A 19,320-nucleotide genomic window follows, 5' to 3' on the forward strand; every position below is an offset into this window, starting at 1 on the left:
AAATTACTCGGGCATCATTATACTATTTGAGGAGGTTGCCAAATACTTCCAAAGAAATAGGAAGCAAAAACTGGCTTATAAAATGGCTCTTTGGTCTTTATAACTGTAGAAATTACAGGAAAATCATAACTGATGGAAGGAAAGTAACTCAAAACCTGCGCTCCACAGCAATTGCAAATGCAAAAAGGCGAACACAAATCTTTACTCTTGTCGTGTGAATGGTTGTCATGGTCAGCCCGATGCGCTTCCAAAGAATGCCCAGCACTATTTACTTCCATATCAGCACAAGGCATAGATGCCAAGACTATTAAATAAATTGATAATATGATATTTAACCATTTCACGAGTGTAAAAATAGCAATAAAATTTATATGAACTAATCACATTTTATTTTTTTAATGCAATTTGATGCGATTCGAAATATTTTTTTAGCTTTGCCTAAAAATAATATTAAGCATATATAAAAATGAAAAACAAGGCATATCTAATTTTAATTGTTATGACTTTAGGGATAAGCACCCTAACCTCTTGTGAAGATATATTAACAGATGCTCCTGCCGATGAAGAAATTTTAGACGGGCCCGTTGAAGGATTGACTTCTTCGGAAATGTTAGAATTCTTAGAAGGTGATGTTGCTTTCAATGAAGAAGTATTTACAACCGAAACAGGTTTGGGACCATTATTTGTTTCTACCAGTTGTGTGTCCTGTCATGCGGGGGACGGAAAAGGACATCCTTTTACTACTTTAACCCGATTTGGACAAACAGATGCCACAGGTAATCAATTCATGCATTTGGGTGCGCCACAGTTGCAAAACAGAGCCTTACCGGGGTATTTACCAGAGCAAATTCCTGCGGGAGCTACTTCAGCTAAGTTTATGCCTCCTGCAAATACAGGTTTAGGTTTTTTAGCCGCTTTAACCGATGCACAAATTTTAGCAAATGCAGACCCCAATGATAATAATGGAGATGGAATTTCAGGTGTACCAAACTATATTACACCTCCAGCTTTCTTTTTGCCAAAATGGTTTCATCAGGAAATTAACGGAAAATACATTGGTCGCTACGGAAAAAAAGCGGCAGCTATCGATTTGTTGCATCAAACCGTTAATGCCTATAATCAGGACATGGGAATTACCTCTTCTTTTTCTCCAATCGACACCTATTCGGGATTAGAAATTGACCCTGAAGTTTCAAACAAAACAGTAAACAGTGTAGTGTTTTACTTGAGAACCTTAAAAGCACCCAAACGAAGAAATCAAAATGATGCTGAAGTTCAAGCAGGTGAAGCTTTATTCTCAAATTTAAAATGTGCAGAATGCCATAAACCGCAATGGACAACACCAAACAGTGATATTGCCAGTTTATCCAACAAAACTTTTTACCCATATACCGATTTACTGTTACACGATATGGGAAGTGGCTTAAACGACGGTTATACAGAAGGAACTGCATTAACAAGCGAATGGAGAACTCCGCCTTTATGGGGAATTGGGCTGGCTAAAAAATCGCAAGGTGGACAATATTTTTTACTGCATGACGGTAGAGCCAGAAGTATTGAAGAAGCAATTTTAATGCACGGCGGTGAAGCTAACAGCAGTAAAAATGCGTACCAGCAATTAACATCGGGTGAAAAACAAAAACTGATAAAATTCATTGAAAGTTTATAGTATGGACAGAAAAGAATTTTTAAAGATTTGTGGCTTTTCCTGTTTAGGAGTTTTTGGATTGTCTGGGATGATGCAAAGTTGTGGAACAACTCATTATGCTTCTACAAATGTTCAAGGCAATCGATTGATTGTGTCTAAAAAAGAATTTGAAATAATCAAAAACGACACCATTCGTTACAGAAATCATGTTGTTAGCAAAATAGAAGGTATCAACTATCCGATTATCATATACAAAAACCTAAATGATACTTATTCAGCATTTTTGTTAAGATGCTCTCATCAAGGAGCCGAACTTACCGTTAATGGTGATGTATTAACCTGTTCAGCTCATGGAAGCGAATTTGGTAAAAACGGTGAGGTTATTCAAGGACCCGCAGAACAACAATTAACCGCATTTAAAGTGCAAACCGATGCACAAAACATTTACATTCAATTATCCTAAAATGAAATCACTATATATAACTGTATTAATCTTATTTTTTAATTTTTCAGTACTGGCACAGGTTGATTCAACAAAAGTCGTAACGACACAAAAAGACACTACAAAATTAGCTTTGAATATGGATGCAGTTTATGCACGTCCGTTTTTGAAATTAGGGAAACTTCCCATTTCCATAGGTGGTTATGTTGAAGCCAATACGAGTTATTTTGCTACTGATGGAGTCACAGAAGGTATGTCTTTTCAGATGCCGAGAATGACATTATTTGTTTCATCCACCATCAGAAACCGAATTAAATTTTTATCGGAAATTGAGTTTGAAGAAGGCGGAAAAGAAATAAATATTGAATTTGCTTCGCTTGATGTGGAGTTACATCCACTATTCAATTTGCGTGGTGGTATTATTATGAACCCTATTGGCTCTTTCAACCAAAATCACGACGGTCCAAAATGGGAATTCATTGACCGTCCAATATCTTCAACAACCATAATCCCATCTACATGGAGTAATGTTGGTTTTGGTTTTTTCGGAAAGTATGCCAAAAATAATTTGGTTTGGGCGTATGAAGGTTATTTCTCCAATGGTTTTGATGATACGATTATATCGAATACCGAAAACAGAACATGGCTTCCTGCTTCAAAAGAAAATAAAGAACGCTTTGAGGAAAGTTTTAACGGAGTACCATTGATTACCGCCAAGACTGCATTAAAACACAGAAAAATAGGTGAATTTGGTATTTCTTGGATGGGTGGTGTGTACAACAAATTTCAGGAAGACGGTATTCAAATTGACAAAAAACGTAGAGTGGACTTATTCGCATTGGATTTTAACACAGTGCTCCCGAAACTAAAAACATACATCAATACGGAATGGGTTTGGGCTTATATAGATGTTCCTGACACCTATACTCAACAATTTGGCTCAAAACAAAAAGGGGGCTTTATCGATATTGTGCAACCCATTTTAAAGCGCGATGTATTGGGTTGGCAAAACAGCACACTTAATTTGGCTTTTAGAATGGAATACACAGATTATAATGTTGGAACGTTTAAAGAAACTAACGAGAATATCCACGATGATGTAATGGCTATAACTCCGGGAATCAGTTTCAGACCCTCTTCACAAACGGTTTTCAGAATGAATTACCGCTATATTTGGGAAACAGATATTTTTGGTAATGATCCTTCGAAGACAGCTGGGATTCAATTTGGGTTTTCCACTTATTTTTAGTCTGATTTGCATGAAAATCACCCAAGATCAGAAAAGTTTTTCATGCAAATTAACTATGTTTTTCCCATGACTAATAAATTTTGCTAGCAACAATCTCCGTCTGCTTGTATGGGTGGACATTTTACAGTTCCGTAACTGCAATAAACGCAACAATCACCCTGTTTCGGTTTTAATACTGTTTTGCATTTTTCACATTCGTAAAAATACTGACATGCATCAGTAGGCATCATTTCTTCCTTTTTATGCCCGCAATTGGGACAAGTAATCGTAGATTTTAATTCAACCTCTTTTCCTCCATACGAAATACAGGTATTACAATTACCCTGAACTTTATTTTGATAATAATTTGCTATTGTAGCAATAAAAAGCCCAAGCATACCAGAATAAATTAAATAGACTGCATTTTCCGATTTACTAAAATAATATGCGAAGAATATTAATATTCCACTTGGTATTGCTATTAATAAAGGATACACGCAACGATGTTTACGGTAAGAAATGATTAAGCCAACAATTGAAATTAAAACCATTGCTTGAAAAATCCACATCGTCCATCCACCAAATAATTCAAAGCTGCCGAGTCCAAGAGCTGAAGCACCAAATGCAAATAGCGGAAAACAGCAAGGCGAAAATAGTGCTGTGAAGAAAAGTCCAATCGTACCTAATTTATCAATGTTATTAATTATTTTCATTTTTGTTTTTGTTTTTAAATTTTTAAATTTCGTAATCTCAGGGCATTTGCAATTACTGATACAGAACTAAAAGACATTGCTAATGCGGCAATCATGGGTGATAATAAAATTCCGAATGTCGGATATAAAACGCCTGCTGCAATAGGTACTCCCAATACATTGTATATAAAAGCAAAGAATAAATTTTGCTTGATGTTTTTCATCACGGAATGGCTTAGATTTTTAGCCTTTACGATTCCCTGCAAATCACCTTTTACTAATGTAATTTTAGCACTCTCTATGGCTACATCGGTTCCGGTTCCCATTGCAATTCCTATATCGGATTGCGCTAAGGCTGGTGCGTCGTTTATTCCGTCGCCTGCCATTGCAACAATTTTGCCTTCGGATTGTAATCGCTTAATTTCTTTAAGTTTATCTTCTGGTAAACAACCGGCTTTGAAAGAACTTAAATGCAGTATATCGGCTACAGCTTTAGCAGTATTAGCATTATCGCCTGTAAGCATAATTACCTCGACTCCTTGGCGCATTAGTTCTTTAATCGCTGCTGCACTAGATGATTTAATAGCATCGGTAATCGATACAAAACCGACTGCTATATTATCCACTGCTATATAGGATACTGTTTTTCCTAGTTTTTGTTCGGTTATAATTCGATTTTCTATGTCATCCGAAACAACTACATTCACTTGCTCCATTAGCTTTTTATTTCCTAATGCTACTATTTTACTGTTTACTGTACCAACAACTCCTTTTCCAGTAACATTTTCAAAATCTTTAACCTCGATCAAAGAAGTGTTTTTTGTTTTAGCGTAATTTACAACGGCCTGTGCCAATGGATGTTCGCTATATTGATTTAAAGAAGCAATATTTTGCAATAAACTATTTTCGTCACTATTAGATGCATAAATTTTTTCTACTGATGGTTTTCCTTCAGTAATAGTCCCAGTTTTATCGGTTATTAAAACATCAACTTTGTTCATGTTTTCTAACGCTTCTGCATTTTTTATCAAAACACCTGATTGTGCTCCCTTACCTACCCCAACCATTACTGACATTGGCGTTGCTAGTCCTAAAGCACAAGGACACGCAATAATTAAGACTGCAACCGCATTGATGAAACCGTAAACTAATGCCGGATCAGGTCCGAATTTTGCCCAAACGAAAAATGTTAGTACTGCAATAATTACCACAATGGGGACAAAGTATTTTGAAATACTATCGGCTAATTTTTGGATTGGTGCTCTTGAGCGACTCGCATCATTAACCATTTTAATAATTTGCGACAATAGTGTTTCTGAACCAACTTTCTCGGCAACCATTACAAAAGATCTATTTCCGTTTATAGTACCGGAAGTTACCTCGTCTCCAGTTTTTTTATCTACCGGTATGGGCTCTCCGGTAATCATAGATTCATCAATAGTACTTGTGCCCTCCATGATTTTCCCATCAACAGGAATTTTGTCTCCGGGTTTTACACGTAATAAATCCCCTTTCTTAATATCATGAATGGAAATGACTTTATCCTTTCCGTTTTCCACTAAAGTTGCTTCTGTGGGCGCCAGTTTCAATAACTCTTTTATCGCACCGCTGGTTTGGCTGTGCGCTCTAGCTTCTAATAGTTGTCCCAACAAGACCAACGTGATAATTACTGTTGCTGCTTCGAAATAAAGATGAATAGTTCCGTGTTCGGTTTTAAATTCTTCCGGGAAAACATTCGGAAACAACATCCCTACAATACTAAACACAAAAGCTACTCCGGTTCCTATTCCAATCAGCGTGAACATATTCAAATTCCATGTGATTATTGATTTCCATGCACGGGTAAAAAACATCCAACCTGCATAGAATACAACCGGAATCGAAAGCAGAAATTGCACCCAGTTCCACTTGCTGCTGTCCATTATCTGAAACAACGGGTTGTTATGCAGCATTTCCATCATGGCGATAATGAAAATCGGAACCGTACAAAGCGTGGCAATCTTCATTTTTTTCAGCAAATCCAGATAGGTTCTGTTTTCTTCAGTATCCGTTGGTTCCATCGGAACCAAATCCATTCCGCAAATAGGACAAGAACCTGGCCCCTCTTTAATAACTTCGGGATGCATCGGACAGGTATACATTTTTGGGATGGTATCCAATTCAACCAATTTTTCCAGATTCATTCCACAAACCGGACAATTACCTGGTTTGTCATAAGTTTTATCTCCTTCGCAATGCATCGGACAATAATATTTCCCTTTGGTATTTCCGGAAACTGCCATTGTCATTTTGGAATGATGAGTATGGTGTTCAACAGATGCTTTTTCTCTCGCGGCTTCGGATGTTTGATGGTTATGAGCTAAATTGCTCATAGTTATGGTGTAGTTACCGGCAATTGCAAGCGCTTGCTGAAGCTGTTCCGTCGGTATGTGCTTTTCCATAGTTATAGTGGCTATCGGTGGGTTTAAGGAAACTGTAGCTTCAACCCCATCAATAGTATTTAATGCATTTTCTACTTTTGACTTGCAGTTATCACATGTCATACCAGCTATATTATACGTATGTGTCATCAGTTTAATTGTTTAAAATAATGGGATTTATAAATTATTGGATAGCTTTAGTAATGTTTATTTTTTTTCATCATTAAAGATTTTTCAAAATAAAATCTACCCTTTCTTCAGCCGATAGAACCGGAACATGAACTACCGGAAAGGGTAAGGATTCGTAAACTTCGGTAATTAACTTATGAATTTTTTTTTGTGCCTGTTCATCTTCACTTCGGGCATAATCATTTTTTAATGGAAGGGAATCCAGAATAAAAATCTTTTTATAAGAAACCATTTGTAGTGCTTTAGCTAACTTTTCATCTACCGATAGGTTTAAAAAACGATAGTAGGCAAGAGCGTCCGGAATTGCTCTATCAAGAAATACCTGAACGTTTGGTGCAATTTCATTTTCTTGTTCAATCTGCATATCCAAAACTCCCAATTGGAATTCTCTTTGGTTTTTTCTTGCTTCTTCAACTGTTCTTCCCTTTAGTCGTTGCGTGTCTAAATAATGTCTCGCATGCTCAAAAGTTGTTATGTACCCTCTTTCTTTCAGTAAATTGACAGTGGTGGTTTTACCCGAACTTGGACCTCCTGTAATGACATACCAGTTTGTTTGAATATTGGGCTTATCTATACTATCTGTATTCATTGTTCAAAATTAAGTTTGTTCATGTAATCCCTAAGAACCATTTTGATTGCTACATCTTCATTCCTTCCATTGGATCAGTACCTTTCCTAAATATATATTCACTGTTAATGGCATACGCTCCAGTAATTACAACCTTCTTAGAGGAATCAAGCTCTGATTTAATCTCTATCAATCCATTGCTTTCTATCCCTGTCTCCACCATAAGGTTTTCGAATATCCCCGGACTTTTTTCAATCCAAATGTAAGAGGCATTTTCTTCTCGGATAACCGCATCTACCGGAATAAAAATCCCTTTTTTAATTGATTGGTTTAACTTAACCATTGCCTGCATTCCGGGTTTCAATTCCAAATTTTTATTTGGCACTTGCAATCGGATTAAAAGCAGTCGGGTATCCGGATTGATTTCGGGATTGATGAAAGAAACTTTCGCGTTCATTGTTTTATCGGGGAAATCGGTAAAAGAAACTTTGGCATTTTGTCCAAGACTAACATTTTTTGAATAGTTCACGTTTACTTGTGCTTCGAGCCAAAGATTACTTAAATCAGCCAATTTTATTATAGGGGAACCTTCCATCATATAAGTTCCTTCTGTGGCTATTATTTCTGAAATATAACCACTTGTTGTGCTGTAAAAAGTTGTATACGGTGAAATTACCTTGCTGTTTCTTATGTTCTCGATTTGTGCATTCGACAATCCGAAGAACAAAAGTTTTTGTTTGGCCGCATTTAGCATATTTTGAGCATTTTTTCCAAAATCACCCGGCATGGAAAGCTGTTTGTAAGCCGTAAAATAATCCTGTTTGGCTATGGCGATATCTTCACTGTATAAAGAATACAAAGCATCATTTTTACGCACATATACCCCAATCGTTTTAAAATAAAGCTTTTCAATTCGTCCCATTGCTCTTGCTGAAATGGTATTGATTTTTTCTTGGTTCATTGTTAAAACTCCCGTATAGCTTTGTTCTAAGCTGTTTTGCGTTGCTGCAATTGTTTGGGTGGTAATGTTTCCCAGTTGCATTTGCTGTTTGCTCAAACTTATTTCGTTTGCCTTAGTATCGTTGTTTTTTATTGGAGTTAGCGGCATGTGACAAATAGGACATTTTCCCGGTTTGTCTTCTTTTATTTGTGGATCCATGGAACACGTGTAGAAAGTAGTTTCTTTCCCCATATCATGTCCTGAATGGTCTTCTTTGTTTTTAGTAGTACATGCAATTACCATCATGAATACTAATAGTACTGTAATACTGCGGTTTATCATCTTTTTCATTCTTACTCGGTTTTAATGAAGCTTTCACTGTCTATTAAATACTGTGCATTTTTAGCTATAGTATCTTTAATGGAAATTCCGTTGATGACTTGAATATAATCTCCCATTTCAATTCCCGTTTTTATTTCTTTTGCCTTAAAGCCGTTATTCATTTTTATAAAAACTATTTTCTTGTTACCAATGCTGACGAATGCCTGTTTTTGTAACCAAGTCGCTTTAATCGGGTTAGTTTTTACGCTACCCTGCAAACGTAAACCAATAGGTAGTTTTAATTTAGCATTATTTAAATACACCCGAATCCTATTGGATTTATCAGATGCGTTAAACTGCGTTTCTATGAAATTTATATTTGCATTGATGCTGTTATTTTCATCTAATTCTGTAGTAATGGTAATGGGTTGATTCATTTTTAGTAATCCGTTATATCCTTGTAAAACATTAAAAACACCCCATACTTTATCGGTATTCACTAATTTAAAAACAGTTTCGCCCTTTTTTATATAGTTTCCTTCCTTCACATTTAGTATTTCGGAAGTAGCACTTGCGTTTGACATTGTATTACTATTGACCTCCATTGTTTCCGTCGCGTCAATTATGCCATAAGCAGGGCTATAAATTGAAATTACGGGATTTGCTCGTTTTGTTGCCATTAAGGAATTAATATGATTACCGCTCATTCCGTAGAGCATTAATTTTTGTTTTGAAGCTTCAACAATGGAAGTATTAGCAGCATCATTTGAAATTAAATAAATGAAATTTTGCTGTTCCGTAAGTAATTCGGGGCTGTATAAATCAAACAGTTTTTGACCTTTAGTGACCTTTTGGTATTTGTAATTCACATACATTTTTTCAATTCTTCCACTTATTCTTGCCGCGATGTTTACGGAGGAATTTGGATCGTATGCCACAAGCCCAGGTAAATTAATTACATTGCTTATCGTTGTATCTTTTGCCATTGTGGTTTGATAATTTCCAACAATAAAATTATCCGTTGGCTTTAAAACATTTTCGATTGAATTGTTTTCTTCTGTATGATTGTTTGTAATCTTTTTTACTAAAGTCATACCGCAAATAGGACAATTTCCCGGTTTATCCCGAATAATTTCCGGATGCATCGAACAGGTATAAACCACTGCTTGTTGTTCGTGACTGGAATGGTTATCCGATTTGGTTGCAAAATAATAGACTGCAAACCCAATCGTTACAATCGCAATGGTTATTAAGCTGTATTTTAAATATCTGTTCATAATTATTTCGTTTCCAGTTGTTTTTCAATTTCAACCTGTGTTGCCAAAATAGCTTGTAATTTATCTAACGAATCCATCTGTGCCATATTTAACGCTTCCCAGGCATCGAGTACAACAAACAAATCTCCCGTATTATTTTGCCAGGCAATAATGGCAGTATCGTAGTTTTTACGCAAGGCCGGAATAATATTTTTTTCAGCTATATCATATTGTTTTTTAAGATTTGTCAGTTCCGTTTGCATTCCTGAAATCATTCCCGACGCTTCATTCAGTATCATTTGTTTTTGCCAATTAAGACTTTCATTTTTAATTTGAAAACTACTAATGTTGGCTTTGTTCATTTTGGTTGACCAAGGCATTGGAATGGTAACCATTCCCATTAAAGAGAATTGCTGGGGTTGCTGTCCAAAAGCAAACATATGGTCGTATTTAACTCCAAACTCCGGCAAAAACTTTGTCTTTTCGGCTTCTATTTTCAGTTGATTTAACGCCATTGTTTTTTCAATAGCTTTAATGTCACTTCTGTTTTGGGAAAGCAGCGTTGTATCGGTCTTTATCAGATTAAAATCGGTTAATTTATATGCCGAATCAATATCAAATGGGGTATTTTTATCCCTTGCCATCAGCATATTAAGCATAATTCGTTTTTGTGCTATGTCATTTTGCAGCATGACAATCATACTTTGTAATACACTGTATTGAGATTTTGCTTTGTAATATGTTGGTAGTTTGTCCATGTTATATTGATAGCGTATCTCCATACTTTTAATCATGTAGTCCAAAAGCAATAAATTATCATTGGCAATTTTTATTTTCTTATTCAGTACAATCCATTGGTAGTAATTTGTTTTTGCCAAAGCATTGAGCTGATTAATCGTATAATTTTTGTTTTCCTTTTCCACGGAAGACATTGCGTTCATATACTTAAAATCGGCATTCAGCTTTCTGGAATTCGGTATCATTTGCGTGATTCCCAACATATAAGACCCCATTCCGGGTGACATTTCATCAGCCTTCCACATTTTAGAATTGTAAGGTGTCATGAAAAAACCTGTTTCGACCTGTGGTGGCATCCAGCTTTTAGCACCTTTTGCAGCTGTATCCATACTTTGGATATCAGCGTCATACATTTTTAATTGCGGATTGTCAGTTTCTATTTTCTTCAAAACTTCATCCAACGAAAGTGTTTGAGCCCTACTTGAAGTGAGGCTTAAAATCAAACAACCTATTACGATATAATACTTATTCTTTAGCATCTAAAATTTCTATTTTACCATTTGCTTTTAGCTCGCGGAGTTTTACCATTTCAAAAACAACTGGTGTTACTAATAAAACATAAATAGTGGACGTAATTGTACCGCCAATAAGTGGAACAGTAATAGGAAGCATTACATCGGCTCCGGTTCCTGTTGCCCAAAGAATAGGAATCAGACCAAATAATGAAACGGAAACCGTCATTAGTTTTGGTCGTAACCTTTTTGCTGATCCATCAATAATATATTGTCTCAATATTTCTTCGGTGATAACCTCATTGCTATTTCCGTATTTCTCCACCATTTTGTTCATGGATTCATTTAAATAAATGGTCATTAGCATTGCCGTTTCTATGGCCATTCCAAACAAGGCAATAAACCCGACAGCTACCGCTACAGACAAGTTAATACCATAAAAATAGACCATAAAAATTCCACCAATTAATGCAAATGGTACGGTTATCATGGTGATTAAGGCTTCTTTCATGGAACGATAGGTAAAGTATAGGATAAGGAAAATAATAACGACCACTATAGGCAATATCAGACTTAATGTTTTGTTAGCTCTGATTTGGTTTTCCCATTGTCCGCTCCATTCCACGTAATATCCTTTGGGCATTTTAGTCATCATTGCATTTAATTTTTTCTGTGCTTCTTTTACCGTACTGCCCAAATCACGTTCACGAACATTAAACAATACACTACCTCGAAGCATTGCGTTTTCACTGTTTATCATTGGTGGTCCATCACTTATCTTTACATCAGCAACCGTTTCCAACGGAATTGGACCAAATTGCATCGTTTGTATTTGCAATTTTTTTAAAGCGTCAAGGCTATTTCGATATTCCTGAGCATATCTTGCATTTACAGAGAATCGTTGTCTTCCTTCAATGGTTGTAGTCAGTTTCATTCCACCGATAGCCGCTTCGACAACATTATTGATATCATCAATGGAAAGTCCATATCGACCAATAACTTCTCGTTTTGCTTCAATATCTATATATTTACCACCTGTGATAGGTTCTGCATATAAATCTTTTACTCCTGAAGTACCCTCCAATGTTTTTTTGATTTTTTGAGATAAAACATCGATTGTATCTAAACTTGCACCGTAAATTTTTATTCCAACATCCGTTCGAATACCCGTAGAAAGCATGTTGATACGATTGATAATAGGCTGTGTAAAACCGTTTGTTACTCCAGGAATTTGCAGTTTATTATTTATTTCAGTGATAATATCATTTTTTGTTTTGTCCTCTCTCCATTCCGTTTCGGGTTTTAACAAAATAATAGTTTCAATCATACTTATCGGACTGTTATCGGTGGCTGTGTTTGCCCTACCCGCTTTTCCTAAAACATGATCTACTTCTGGTACTGATTTTATTAGTTTGTCCTGTACTTGCAAAATCCTTTTTGCTTCAGAATTTGATACATCCGGTAATGTTACCGGCATAAATAAAATAGAGCCTTCATCTAACGGAGGCATGAATTCCGACCCTAAACGGGTAAACATTAACACGCCAATCAGTAATGCCGCAATATTGAAACCCAATATTGTTTTACGCCATTTTAAACAAAAGGTTAATATTGGCGTATAGATTGCTTCCAGTTTGCTATTGATTGGATTTTTTTCTTCCGGACGAAGTTTTCCTTTGAGTAAGAAGCTGATTAGCACTGGTGTTAGTGTGATGGCCAAAAAAGCATCGACAATAAGAATAAAGGATTTTGTATACGCTAATGGACTAAATAATTTACCTTCCATTCCCGTCAGAAGAAACACCGGTAAAAAAGAGGCAATTACAATGATTGTTGAATAAAAAACCCCTGGCCCCACCAATTTAGATGATGCTTCAATTATCTTGAGTTTCTCTTCTGAAGATAATGGATCCTGTTCTTTTTTGAATATTTTTAATAGTTTCTCTTTCATCTTAAACGGATTCTTTATTGTTAGCCATTTCTTCCTGTTTCTCCGAAATATTTCGATATGAATTTTCCACCATTACAATACCATCGTCGACAACCACTCCGATAGCCAGCGCAATACCCGTTAATGACATAATATTGGAAGAGATGCCGAAAGCCTCAAGTAAAATAAAGCCAACGGCTACAGATATAGGAAGCTGAATAAGGATAATTAAGGCACTTCTCCAATGGAAAAGAAAAATGAGTATAACAAGTGATACTGCTATCATTTCTTCAATTAGCGTTCCTTTGACTGATGCAATGGCTTTTTCTATCAGTTCACTCCTATCATACGAAGTTTTAAAAGAGACCCCTTCCGGTAACCCTTTTTCGACCTCTTTCATTTTTTCTTTTACCGCTTTTATTACTTTGTCGGCATTTTCTCCGTAACGCATTACTACAATTCCACCAACAACTTCTCCTTTTCCGTTTTCATCAAAAATTCCCAATCGTAAATCACCTCCCATTTGTATTGAACCAATATCTTTTACCCGCACAGGAACAGCATTGTAATTTTTTATGGCAATATTCTCTACATCTTTGATATTCTTGATATATCCCAAACCTCTTACGATATACGACATATTGCTCATTTCAAATTTTCGCCCTCCAACATCATTGTTATTTGATTTTACGGCATTCATAACTTCCATCATGCTGACATTATAATATTGCATTTTGAGCGGATCTAAAACCAATTGGTATTGTTTTTCGAATCCACCAAAAGAAGCTACTTCCGCTACACCAGGAACTGTTTGCAATGCAAATTTCACATACCAGTCTTGTAAAGCTCTTTGTTCTCCCAAGTCCATACCCTTGGCGTCTAAATGATACCAAAAAATATGGCCAACTCCTGTACCATCAGGACCCAATGTTGGAACAACGTCTTGTGGAAGTAGACGTTGTGCATAATTTAGTCTTTCCAATACTCGGGTTCTTGCCCAATAGGTATCTACATTATCTTCAAAAATGATATATACAAAGCTCATCCCAAACATGGAGGCACCACGTATGTTTTTAACTTTTGGTATCCCCTGAAGGTTGGAAACCAAAGGATAGGTCACTTGTGCTTCTATTACCTGCGGACTTCTTCCCATCCATTCCGTAAAAACAATAACCTGGTTTTCTGATAAATCAGGGATGGCATCAATAGGATTCTGTTGCACACTGTAAACTCCCCAACCAAATAGTCCAGCTGCAACAAGCAGCACTATAAAACGGTTTTTTAAGGAGAATGAAATCAATTTTTCGACCATACTGTTTATTATTTATTAGTCAGGAAGTTCTACAAAATTCCAGAAGATTTGCAGGACATTCTTATCTAACTAATGGTATTAATTTACGAGCTATTTTGTGACTTCTTCAGTCAATTCCATACCGCATTTTGTGCATTTGTCCCCTTTATTTCCAGTAACTTCCGGATGCATTGGACAGGCATACATTTTTGAATCGCTTTCCATAGTTTTAGAATTATGATCCACCATGGTGGAGTCATGGCTCATCATTTCTGAATTATTAGTTTCAGCTTCTTTGTTTTTTTGGTTACAAGAAGTCATTACGAATGCCATTAGAACGGCAGAAAAGATTATTTTTTTCATATTATTAGATTTAGATTATGTATTACTTTTATTATTAAAAGTACGAATAATCATGTACAATTAATTGTATAATTAATTATAAATTAAAACGTTACAGTTTTAAAACTAATTAATTGTTTCAACAGTTTTACCACAACTTAACATCATTGAACCATAGTATGGATTTTTGACTGCATTCTCTTTACTTAACCAATTTGCCCCTTTACCATCATTTGCCATTGGACAAAACTGATAGTACACCGGAGTTTCATTTTTAGAAACTTTGATTAAAGTATAAATGTCTTTTGATAAAGTCATAAAGTGTTCCCGTTGGTGTTTTACATCCTTAGTGTCTGCAATATGTTCCGCATCTTCTCTCAATTGGTTTACAACTTTCATCCATACCATATGCACATCCATTTCCAGCTTATCCATTTTTACACCGTTAATTGCAGCCAATAATTCTTTGGAAGCTATAGCCGTTGCATTACCATCAGACTTAACCAAAGCGTCCTTAACAATAAAGTAATTATCAAAAACTATTTTTAAATGATTTTCTTTCTGATTTTCAGATACTGATGCTTCATTATGATTACCGTGAGATGAATGGTCTTCATTGGATGCCATAGCAGTAGTTGTTTCATTTACAGCAACTTTAGCAACCCTATCATATTGACAACACCCATGAAGGTTATTGTAAACATCATCAGGTGCAAGGAATTTATCACTATCGTATCCTGCTAATGCTATTTTTTTTAGTATTTCATCTTGTGATATTTTTTTGACATCATAAGTAAATGTGGCTATTTTCGTATCCTGATCCCAATCTACTTCTGCTACTTTTTTCAAACTACCTGCTTTTTCGATAGTTGCCTCACACATACCACAGTTTCCATATACCTTAACGGTTTCTGTTTTGGCGTTGCTAATTTGAGCATTAGACACAACCGCTGATAGCAATAGTGTCAATATCACCATTGCTTTTATAAATGATTTGTTCATTGAATTATGATTTTAGAAACAGTGCTTTAGCAAACAATGTTTCAATTTAAAAATTGATTTAATTAGAGAATACAGCTTGATTAAGTCAAAACAAACGATAAAAGATTGTTTTAGAACAAAAAAAAAAACTGTAAATGAATTTGGAATAGCAATGCTGCTATAGAATTGACGCACTTGTGGCTATCAAAAAAGAAATTTAGCTTATTTTAGGGATAAGCCATAAAGAATAAAAGCCAGAAGAAATATTGGCCTCGTTGTGAAAAAAGTTTTGTTTTTTATCACTTATAACATAAAGACGGTTTTTGATTTCAATGTCGTTGAAAGTAACTACACTAAAATGTACTGTGGAGGTAGATGTACAATTTGAATTACCACATTTACCACCACATCCTTTTTCAGAATTATTTTTTTTATCGCAGCAAGATTTTTTTTCAGATTTAGTATCTGTTTTCTTTTTATCGCAACAAGATTTTTCTGTTTTTGGATTGTCCTTACTGCACGCAAAAACCTCACTAGGCATAAAAAAAATGCCCAACACAAAGATTAAAACTATATGAAACTTTTTCATTTGCACTAAATAACAAAATCAAATTTATGAAATTTAAACCAATTTGTATTAAATAATTGCAAAAAAACTCATTCTTCTTTATTCTACCTATAATCACTATTATGAATAATTCAACAGTACTTTCAACGTTTGTCTTTTGAATTTCTGTCAAAAGTTATTAGGTTTACCATACTTCTTAAACGACTTCTAAGCCGGTTTCCGTAAAGATTTTCAATTTCTGAGGCAGAGAGATTTGTAGTTATATGCGTTACTGTATTATTCTCGACAAACTGTTCATAACGACTTATGAGTATTTCTGCCATTACATTGCAATCGTTACCGAAGTGCTTGATTTGCTGTTCAGCTCCTAAATCGTCAAAACAATAACCTGTCAAACGGTTTTGATTAGTCGCTTTTTGAGTATATAAATTTAAAGCCTCATAACCTCGTTTTGCAAATTCAAAGGAAACTTCCCTAGTCGATTTTATTTTGTAGTCATACTTGGATGGTACGAACGGTTTTATCAGGTGTATGATTGATGTTTTTCCACAACCAACGGGACCCGATAGTATGATTCCTTTGTTAAGATCTAAACCTAACTTCAAAGCATTTTCGGTATCTTGGATTGCATATATAAGCAACTTACAAATAACCGGTTTATCCTCTTCGTATATTTTGAAGCTTTGTCCATAGGTTTGTTTCCCTTGCTGCTCAAGGTATCTAAAACATTGTTCTAAATTGTACGTTCTAAAATTATTTTTTACAACGAACGTGCTGGTAAAACTATAGTGGTTCTGCATAATTTTTCTGAATTACTGTGTGAAGATGATTTGGTTTAGGTCCTTCGACAAGCTCAGGATGACGATTGGTTTTTGAGTTAAATTTTTGGCTGTTCAGCATCCAATTTCTCGCAGCGGCTTTCCAGTTTTTCATTTTTGACTTTCCACTTACCAGCCAGCCATTGCTTTGAAAATGGTTGTAGTACTTCTGCGCTTCGATTTCGGAAACATTGCATTCGCTGAAAAACTGTACTACACTTTGCCATTGTGGTGGGATTGTGTTCTCTGTTGTTTCACCTTTTTTTTCGCGCAACTTTTTTTTTGGTCCTTCGACACTTCGACTTGGCTCAGTACAGGCATGCTCAGGATGACAATTAATATCACCTGACTGATTTTTGAACTCGTCTTTTTTTAAGTCATTTTTGCTTTTGGCCAAGTTTAAAATGTTTGTATTGTTTGTACTGTTTATATTGTTTATAGAAGATACCAGCGCTTGTTCAGTAGCTGTTTCACTACTTGTTTGCTGCTTGTTTACTTCCTGTTCAATAACTTGTTTACTTTTTGAATTGGTTTTATCGCTTCGCTTTATTGGTTTAAGTTCATGAGATAAATTGACCATTTGAAGCATACTTCCTTTAAATGGATTATAGGAGGGCTCGTAAATAACATAGCCTTTATCATGTAGTTCTCGCATGCATTTATGATAGGTGGCTTTTGAACATATCTTGCTGATTCGCATGACCTCATCGCGAGTGATGCTTATGGGGTTCTGAAACCGGTTAAGGTTCCAGAACTGAAAGAGTGCAATGTATAGGCTGATGTGGGTTGGGTTTAGGGAATGGTCGTCTACCACCCTATCGAAATAAGCTGTGAGGTGTTTTATGTAATTCATAATTTTTGAGTTGCTGAGTTACTAAGGTTCTGAGTTGCTAAGTTTTTAGCTTGTGATTTTGTCATGCCATATATGCCCTAACATTGGGCTATTAGCTAGTTAGTTGAATTCGTTTTATTCTGTGAAAGTATCTTTTCGATATCATCGTGCGAATAAAATAAAGTCCCGCCGATTTTGGTATACGAAAGGCTTCCGTTGATTCTATAATTTTGGAGTGTGCCGGAGGAAATACCGAGTAGTTTTCTAACCTCGCTTGATTTTAACCATTGTTTTGAAGCGGATGTGGACTTGACATCCAATAACTTTTTAATATCCTCCAATAGTTCTTTCTTGAATTCTCTTAAATCTTCGGTTGTAATAATTGTTGCTGCCATATTGCTTTTTAAATGTTAAACGATTTTGAATGACGTCATTTCTTGTTACTTGTTTTGTTTTGTTCGAACAGGGCAAAATTGTTGTATTTTATTCTTTTCTTTTCCCAATGCTTATCGTAGTTACGAGAAAATTTAACATCAAAACGCTAAAAAATGCCTGTTTACAAGACAATTGAAATCAAACTTTTTTAATCGTATTGCTTTTACCGACCAACAAAAAATCCGAATTGGTATTCTTTTACCAATTCGGATTCAGTTTTCGGATTTTAAAAATCGTAATCAATTCATAACCAACAATTAAAAGACGTTAGACTTCGTAGTTACGATTACCTACGAAACCTCAAACACTTTCTTCTTTACTGATTTTATGTTGCAAATTGAGCATTAATTCTTCAAGGAATTTGGTTTTACTACTTTTTCTTTCTTTTATCTCGTTATAGGTTTTGTACACGTTGTCAAGCTTCACATTGAAAAAATCTTCGAAAGATGAGGTAATGGTATTAATATCTGCTGCGCCATGATTCAACGCTCCACTTGAATAAAGAGCATAAATAAGCTCAATCAAGGCCGTTTTTGGAGCAGTCCAAACCAAGACCTTATGCCTTTTTTCTTGAAAAATCTCCGCGTCGTTCACTTTTAGCTTTTTCAGTGCTTCCCTGATGTAGTGGATGAACCGATACATCGCTTTTACTTTAGACCAAAGCATATCCTGAGCAGTGGAAAATTCAGGAAACTGGTAGTAGTCGGTCATTGGGGTAAATGGGAAATTATCTCTTTGATTCCTTGTGAAAAACTGATGATCCAGGTAACTGTAGCCCTGTTCCATATAATGCACAAAATCAGCATTTTTACAGAAAAATTTATTGACTTTTTTTAACTCCTTTTGAAGAAATTCAATCTTATATGACGTACCTGCTTTGGGCATGCGCAGCTCACAAGACCTAACTTCCGTAAAATAAATGAGATAACTCATTGGAATGGGTTTATGATTTTTGAAGAACTCGATTTCGTCCGGTACGTTTTCAAAATCATGTTGTTCTACTTTATCTTTTAAAACCGAAAGTGTTCTATTACATAACTGAATACCTTCGTTTGCTTTCTTTAAATGGTTTTCGTTTGTTTCTAAAATGGCATTGCACTTTTGGTTGAAATCTGTAATTTGTGCTGTAATAGTTTTCATTTGTTGTGTTTGGCTAATAGTGAGCATTG

Annotated in this window: 19 protein-coding genes and 1 pseudogene; 3 read left to right on the top strand and 17 right to left on the bottom strand. The window is 35.4% G+C overall.

All coding sequences use genetic code 11. From position 1 onward, the window contains the following. Positions 1–17 precede the first annotated feature (17 nt). Positions 18–344, bottom strand: coding sequence for a DUF6660 family protein (locus FLJC2902T_RS16600; RefSeq protein WP_234972663.1), 327 nt, complete (start codon positions 342–344; stop codon positions 18–20). 122 nt (positions 345–466) lie between these two features. Here FLJC2902T_RS16600 and FLJC2902T_RS08960 point away from each other — a divergent pair, with 122 nt between their 5' ends. From FLJC2902T_RS08960 to FLJC2902T_RS08970, 3 genes are read left to right on the top strand one after another with little or no spacing between them, the layout of a single operon-like run. Beyond that, positions 467–1,669 (top strand): di-heme oxidoredictase family protein, encoded by a 1,203-nt coding sequence (locus tag FLJC2902T_RS08960; RefSeq protein WP_035118371.1) that lies wholly within the window; start codon positions 467–469, stop codon positions 1,667–1,669. Position 1,670: 1 nt separating this feature from the next. Next, entirely contained in the window at positions 1,671–2,111 is a 441-nt protein-coding gene (locus FLJC2902T_RS08965) for a Rieske (2Fe-2S) protein (protein WP_023579474.1), read from the top strand. Position 2,112: 1 nt separating this feature from the next. Next, the gene (locus FLJC2902T_RS08970; RefSeq protein WP_035118373.1) at positions 2,113–3,339 is read left to right on the top strand and encodes a hypothetical protein; all 1,227 of its coding nucleotides are present in this window, start codon (positions 2,113–2,115) and stop codon (positions 3,337–3,339) included. 83 nt (positions 3,340–3,422) lie between these two features. Here FLJC2902T_RS08970 and FLJC2902T_RS16490 read toward each other — a convergent pair whose 3' ends face one another. From FLJC2902T_RS16490 to FLJC2902T_RS09045, 16 genes and pseudogenes are all read right to left on the bottom strand, one after another. Further along, positions 3,423–3,644 (bottom strand): GDCCVxC domain-containing (seleno)protein, encoded by a 222-nt coding sequence (locus FLJC2902T_RS16490; RefSeq protein ID WP_035118559.1) that lies wholly within the window; start codon positions 3,642–3,644, stop codon positions 3,423–3,425. A 48-nt stretch (positions 3,645–3,692) separates the two neighbouring features. Next, positions 3,693–4,031: pseudogene (locus FLJC2902T_RS16495) on the bottom strand (MerC domain-containing protein); the annotation flags it as partial. 14 nt (positions 4,032–4,045) lie between these two features. Then, positions 4,046–6,580 carry a heavy metal translocating P-type ATPase gene (locus FLJC2902T_RS08980; RefSeq protein ID WP_023579475.1) on the bottom strand — a complete coding sequence of 845 codons (2,535 nt, stop codon included), beginning with the start codon at positions 6,578–6,580 and terminating at the stop codon, positions 4,046–4,048. Positions 6,581–6,653: 73 nt separating this feature from the next. Next, the gene (locus FLJC2902T_RS08985; protein WP_023579476.1) at positions 6,654–7,208 is read right to left on the bottom strand and encodes an AAA family ATPase; all 555 of its coding nucleotides are present in this window, start codon (positions 7,206–7,208) and stop codon (positions 6,654–6,656) included. Positions 7,209–7,257: 49 nt separating this feature from the next. Then, positions 7,258–8,478: an efflux RND transporter periplasmic adaptor subunit gene (locus FLJC2902T_RS08990; protein ID WP_023579477.1), complete on the bottom strand. Its 1,221-nt coding sequence runs from the start codon at positions 8,476–8,478 to the stop codon at positions 7,258–7,260. Positions 8,479–8,480: 2 nt separating this feature from the next. Further along, a complete protein-coding gene (locus FLJC2902T_RS08995) occupies positions 8,481–9,725 on the bottom strand; it encodes an efflux RND transporter periplasmic adaptor subunit (protein ID WP_023579478.1) in 1,245 nt (414 codons plus the stop codon). Between the two features lie 2 nt (positions 9,726–9,727). Beyond that, on the bottom strand, positions 9,728–10,981 hold the full coding sequence (locus FLJC2902T_RS09000) for a TolC family protein (protein ID WP_035677971.1): 1,254 nt from the start codon (positions 10,979–10,981) through the stop codon (positions 9,728–9,730). After that, positions 10,968–12,905, bottom strand: a complete 1,938-nt coding sequence (locus tag FLJC2902T_RS09005; protein WP_023579480.1) for an efflux RND transporter permease subunit — start codon at positions 12,903–12,905, stop codon at positions 10,968–10,970. Before FLJC2902T_RS09005 ends, FLJC2902T_RS09000 begins: the two co-directional genes overlap by 14 nt. Before the next feature lies 1 nt (position 12,906). Next, complete coding sequence (locus FLJC2902T_RS09010; RefSeq protein WP_023579481.1) at positions 12,907–14,196, bottom strand: efflux RND transporter permease subunit; 1,290 nt, start codon at positions 14,194–14,196, stop codon at positions 12,907–12,909. Positions 14,197–14,286: 90 nt separating this feature from the next. Further along, a complete protein-coding gene (locus FLJC2902T_RS16430; RefSeq protein WP_023579482.1) occupies positions 14,287–14,538 on the bottom strand; it encodes a heavy metal-binding domain-containing protein in 252 nt (83 codons plus the stop codon). A 105-nt stretch (positions 14,539–14,643) separates the two neighbouring features. Then, positions 14,644–15,519 (bottom strand): DUF3347 domain-containing protein, encoded by an 876-nt coding sequence (locus tag FLJC2902T_RS09020; RefSeq protein ID WP_023579483.1) that lies wholly within the window; start codon positions 15,517–15,519, stop codon positions 14,644–14,646. 196 nt (positions 15,520–15,715) lie between these two features. Then, positions 15,716–16,087, bottom strand: coding sequence for a hypothetical protein (locus FLJC2902T_RS09025; RefSeq protein WP_051364347.1), 372 nt, complete (start codon positions 16,085–16,087; stop codon positions 15,716–15,718). A 122-nt stretch (positions 16,088–16,209) separates the two neighbouring features. Continuing rightward, positions 16,210–16,866, bottom strand: coding sequence for a P-loop NTPase family protein (locus tag FLJC2902T_RS09030; RefSeq protein WP_023579485.1), 657 nt, complete (start codon positions 16,864–16,866; stop codon positions 16,210–16,212). Then, a complete protein-coding gene (locus FLJC2902T_RS09035) occupies positions 16,850–17,539 on the bottom strand; it encodes a transcriptional regulator (RefSeq protein ID WP_234972664.1) in 690 nt (229 codons plus the stop codon). Before FLJC2902T_RS09035 ends, FLJC2902T_RS09030 begins: the two co-directional genes overlap by 17 nt. A gap of 293 nt (positions 17,540–17,832) precedes the next feature. Further along, positions 17,833–18,111 (bottom strand): helix-turn-helix domain-containing protein, encoded by a 279-nt coding sequence (locus FLJC2902T_RS09040; protein ID WP_023579486.1) that lies wholly within the window; start codon positions 18,109–18,111, stop codon positions 17,833–17,835. Positions 18,112–18,451: 340 nt separating this feature from the next. Continuing rightward, positions 18,452–19,291 carry an RteC domain-containing protein gene (locus FLJC2902T_RS09045; protein ID WP_023579488.1) on the bottom strand — a complete coding sequence of 280 codons (840 nt, stop codon included), beginning with the start codon at positions 19,289–19,291 and terminating at the stop codon, positions 18,452–18,454. Positions 19,292–19,320: the final 29 nt, after the last annotated feature.

Source organism: Flavobacterium limnosediminis JC2902, from assembly GCF_000498535.1.
Classification (GTDB): Bacteria; Bacteroidota; Bacteroidia; order Flavobacteriales; family Flavobacteriaceae; genus Flavobacterium; species Flavobacterium limnosediminis.

Bases quoted from the DNA above. Each gene is read 5' to 3' on its own strand.
- FLJC2902T_RS08980 (WP_023579475.1), bottom strand. From the start codon at position 6,580: ATGACACATACGTATAATATAGCTGGTATGACATGTGATAACTGCAAG.
- FLJC2902T_RS09000 (WP_035677971.1), bottom strand. From the start codon at position 10,981: ATGCTAAAGAATAAGTATTATATCGTAATAGGTTGTTTGATTTTAAGC.
- FLJC2902T_RS09020 (WP_023579483.1), bottom strand. From the start codon at position 15,519: ATGAACAAATCATTTATAAAAGCAATGGTGATATTGACACTATTGCTA.
- FLJC2902T_RS09040 (WP_023579486.1), bottom strand. From the start codon at position 18,111: ATGGCAGCAACAATTATTACAACCGAAGATTTAAGAGAATTCAAGAAA.
- FLJC2902T_RS08970 (WP_035118373.1), top strand. From the start codon at position 2,113: ATGAAATCACTATATATAACTGTATTAATCTTATTTTTTAATTTTTCA.
- FLJC2902T_RS08960 (WP_035118371.1), top strand. From the start codon at position 467: ATGAAAAACAAGGCATATCTAATTTTAATTGTTATGACTTTAGGGATA.
- FLJC2902T_RS09025 (WP_051364347.1), bottom strand. From the start codon at position 16,087: ATGAAAAAGTTTCATATAGTTTTAATCTTTGTGTTGGGCATTTTTTTT.
- FLJC2902T_RS08985 (WP_023579476.1), bottom strand. From the start codon at position 7,208: ATGAATACAGATAGTATAGATAAGCCCAATATTCAAACAAACTGGTAT.
- FLJC2902T_RS08990 (WP_023579477.1), bottom strand. From the start codon at position 8,478: ATGAAAAAGATGATAAACCGCAGTATTACAGTACTATTAGTATTCATG.
- FLJC2902T_RS08995 (WP_023579478.1), bottom strand. From the start codon at position 9,725: ATGAACAGATATTTAAAATACAGCTTAATAACCATTGCGATTGTAACG.
- FLJC2902T_RS09030 (WP_023579485.1), bottom strand. From the start codon at position 16,866: ATGCAGAACCACTATAGTTTTACCAGCACGTTCGTTGTAAAAAATAAT.
- FLJC2902T_RS16430 (WP_023579482.1), bottom strand. From the start codon at position 14,538: ATGAAAAAAATAATCTTTTCTGCCGTTCTAATGGCATTCGTAATGACT.
- FLJC2902T_RS09045 (WP_023579488.1), bottom strand. From the start codon at position 19,291: ATGAAAACTATTACAGCACAAATTACAGATTTCAACCAAAAGTGCAAT.
- FLJC2902T_RS08965 (WP_023579474.1), top strand. From the start codon at position 1,671: ATGGACAGAAAAGAATTTTTAAAGATTTGTGGCTTTTCCTGTTTAGGA.
- FLJC2902T_RS09010 (WP_023579481.1), bottom strand. From the start codon at position 14,196: ATGGTCGAAAAATTGATTTCATTCTCCTTAAAAAACCGTTTTATAGTG.
- FLJC2902T_RS09005 (WP_023579480.1), bottom strand. From the start codon at position 12,905: ATGAAAGAGAAACTATTAAAAATATTCAAAAAAGAACAGGATCCATTA.
- FLJC2902T_RS09035 (WP_234972664.1), bottom strand. From the start codon at position 17,539: ATGCGAGAACTACATGATAAAGGCTATGTTATTTACGAGCCCTCCTAT.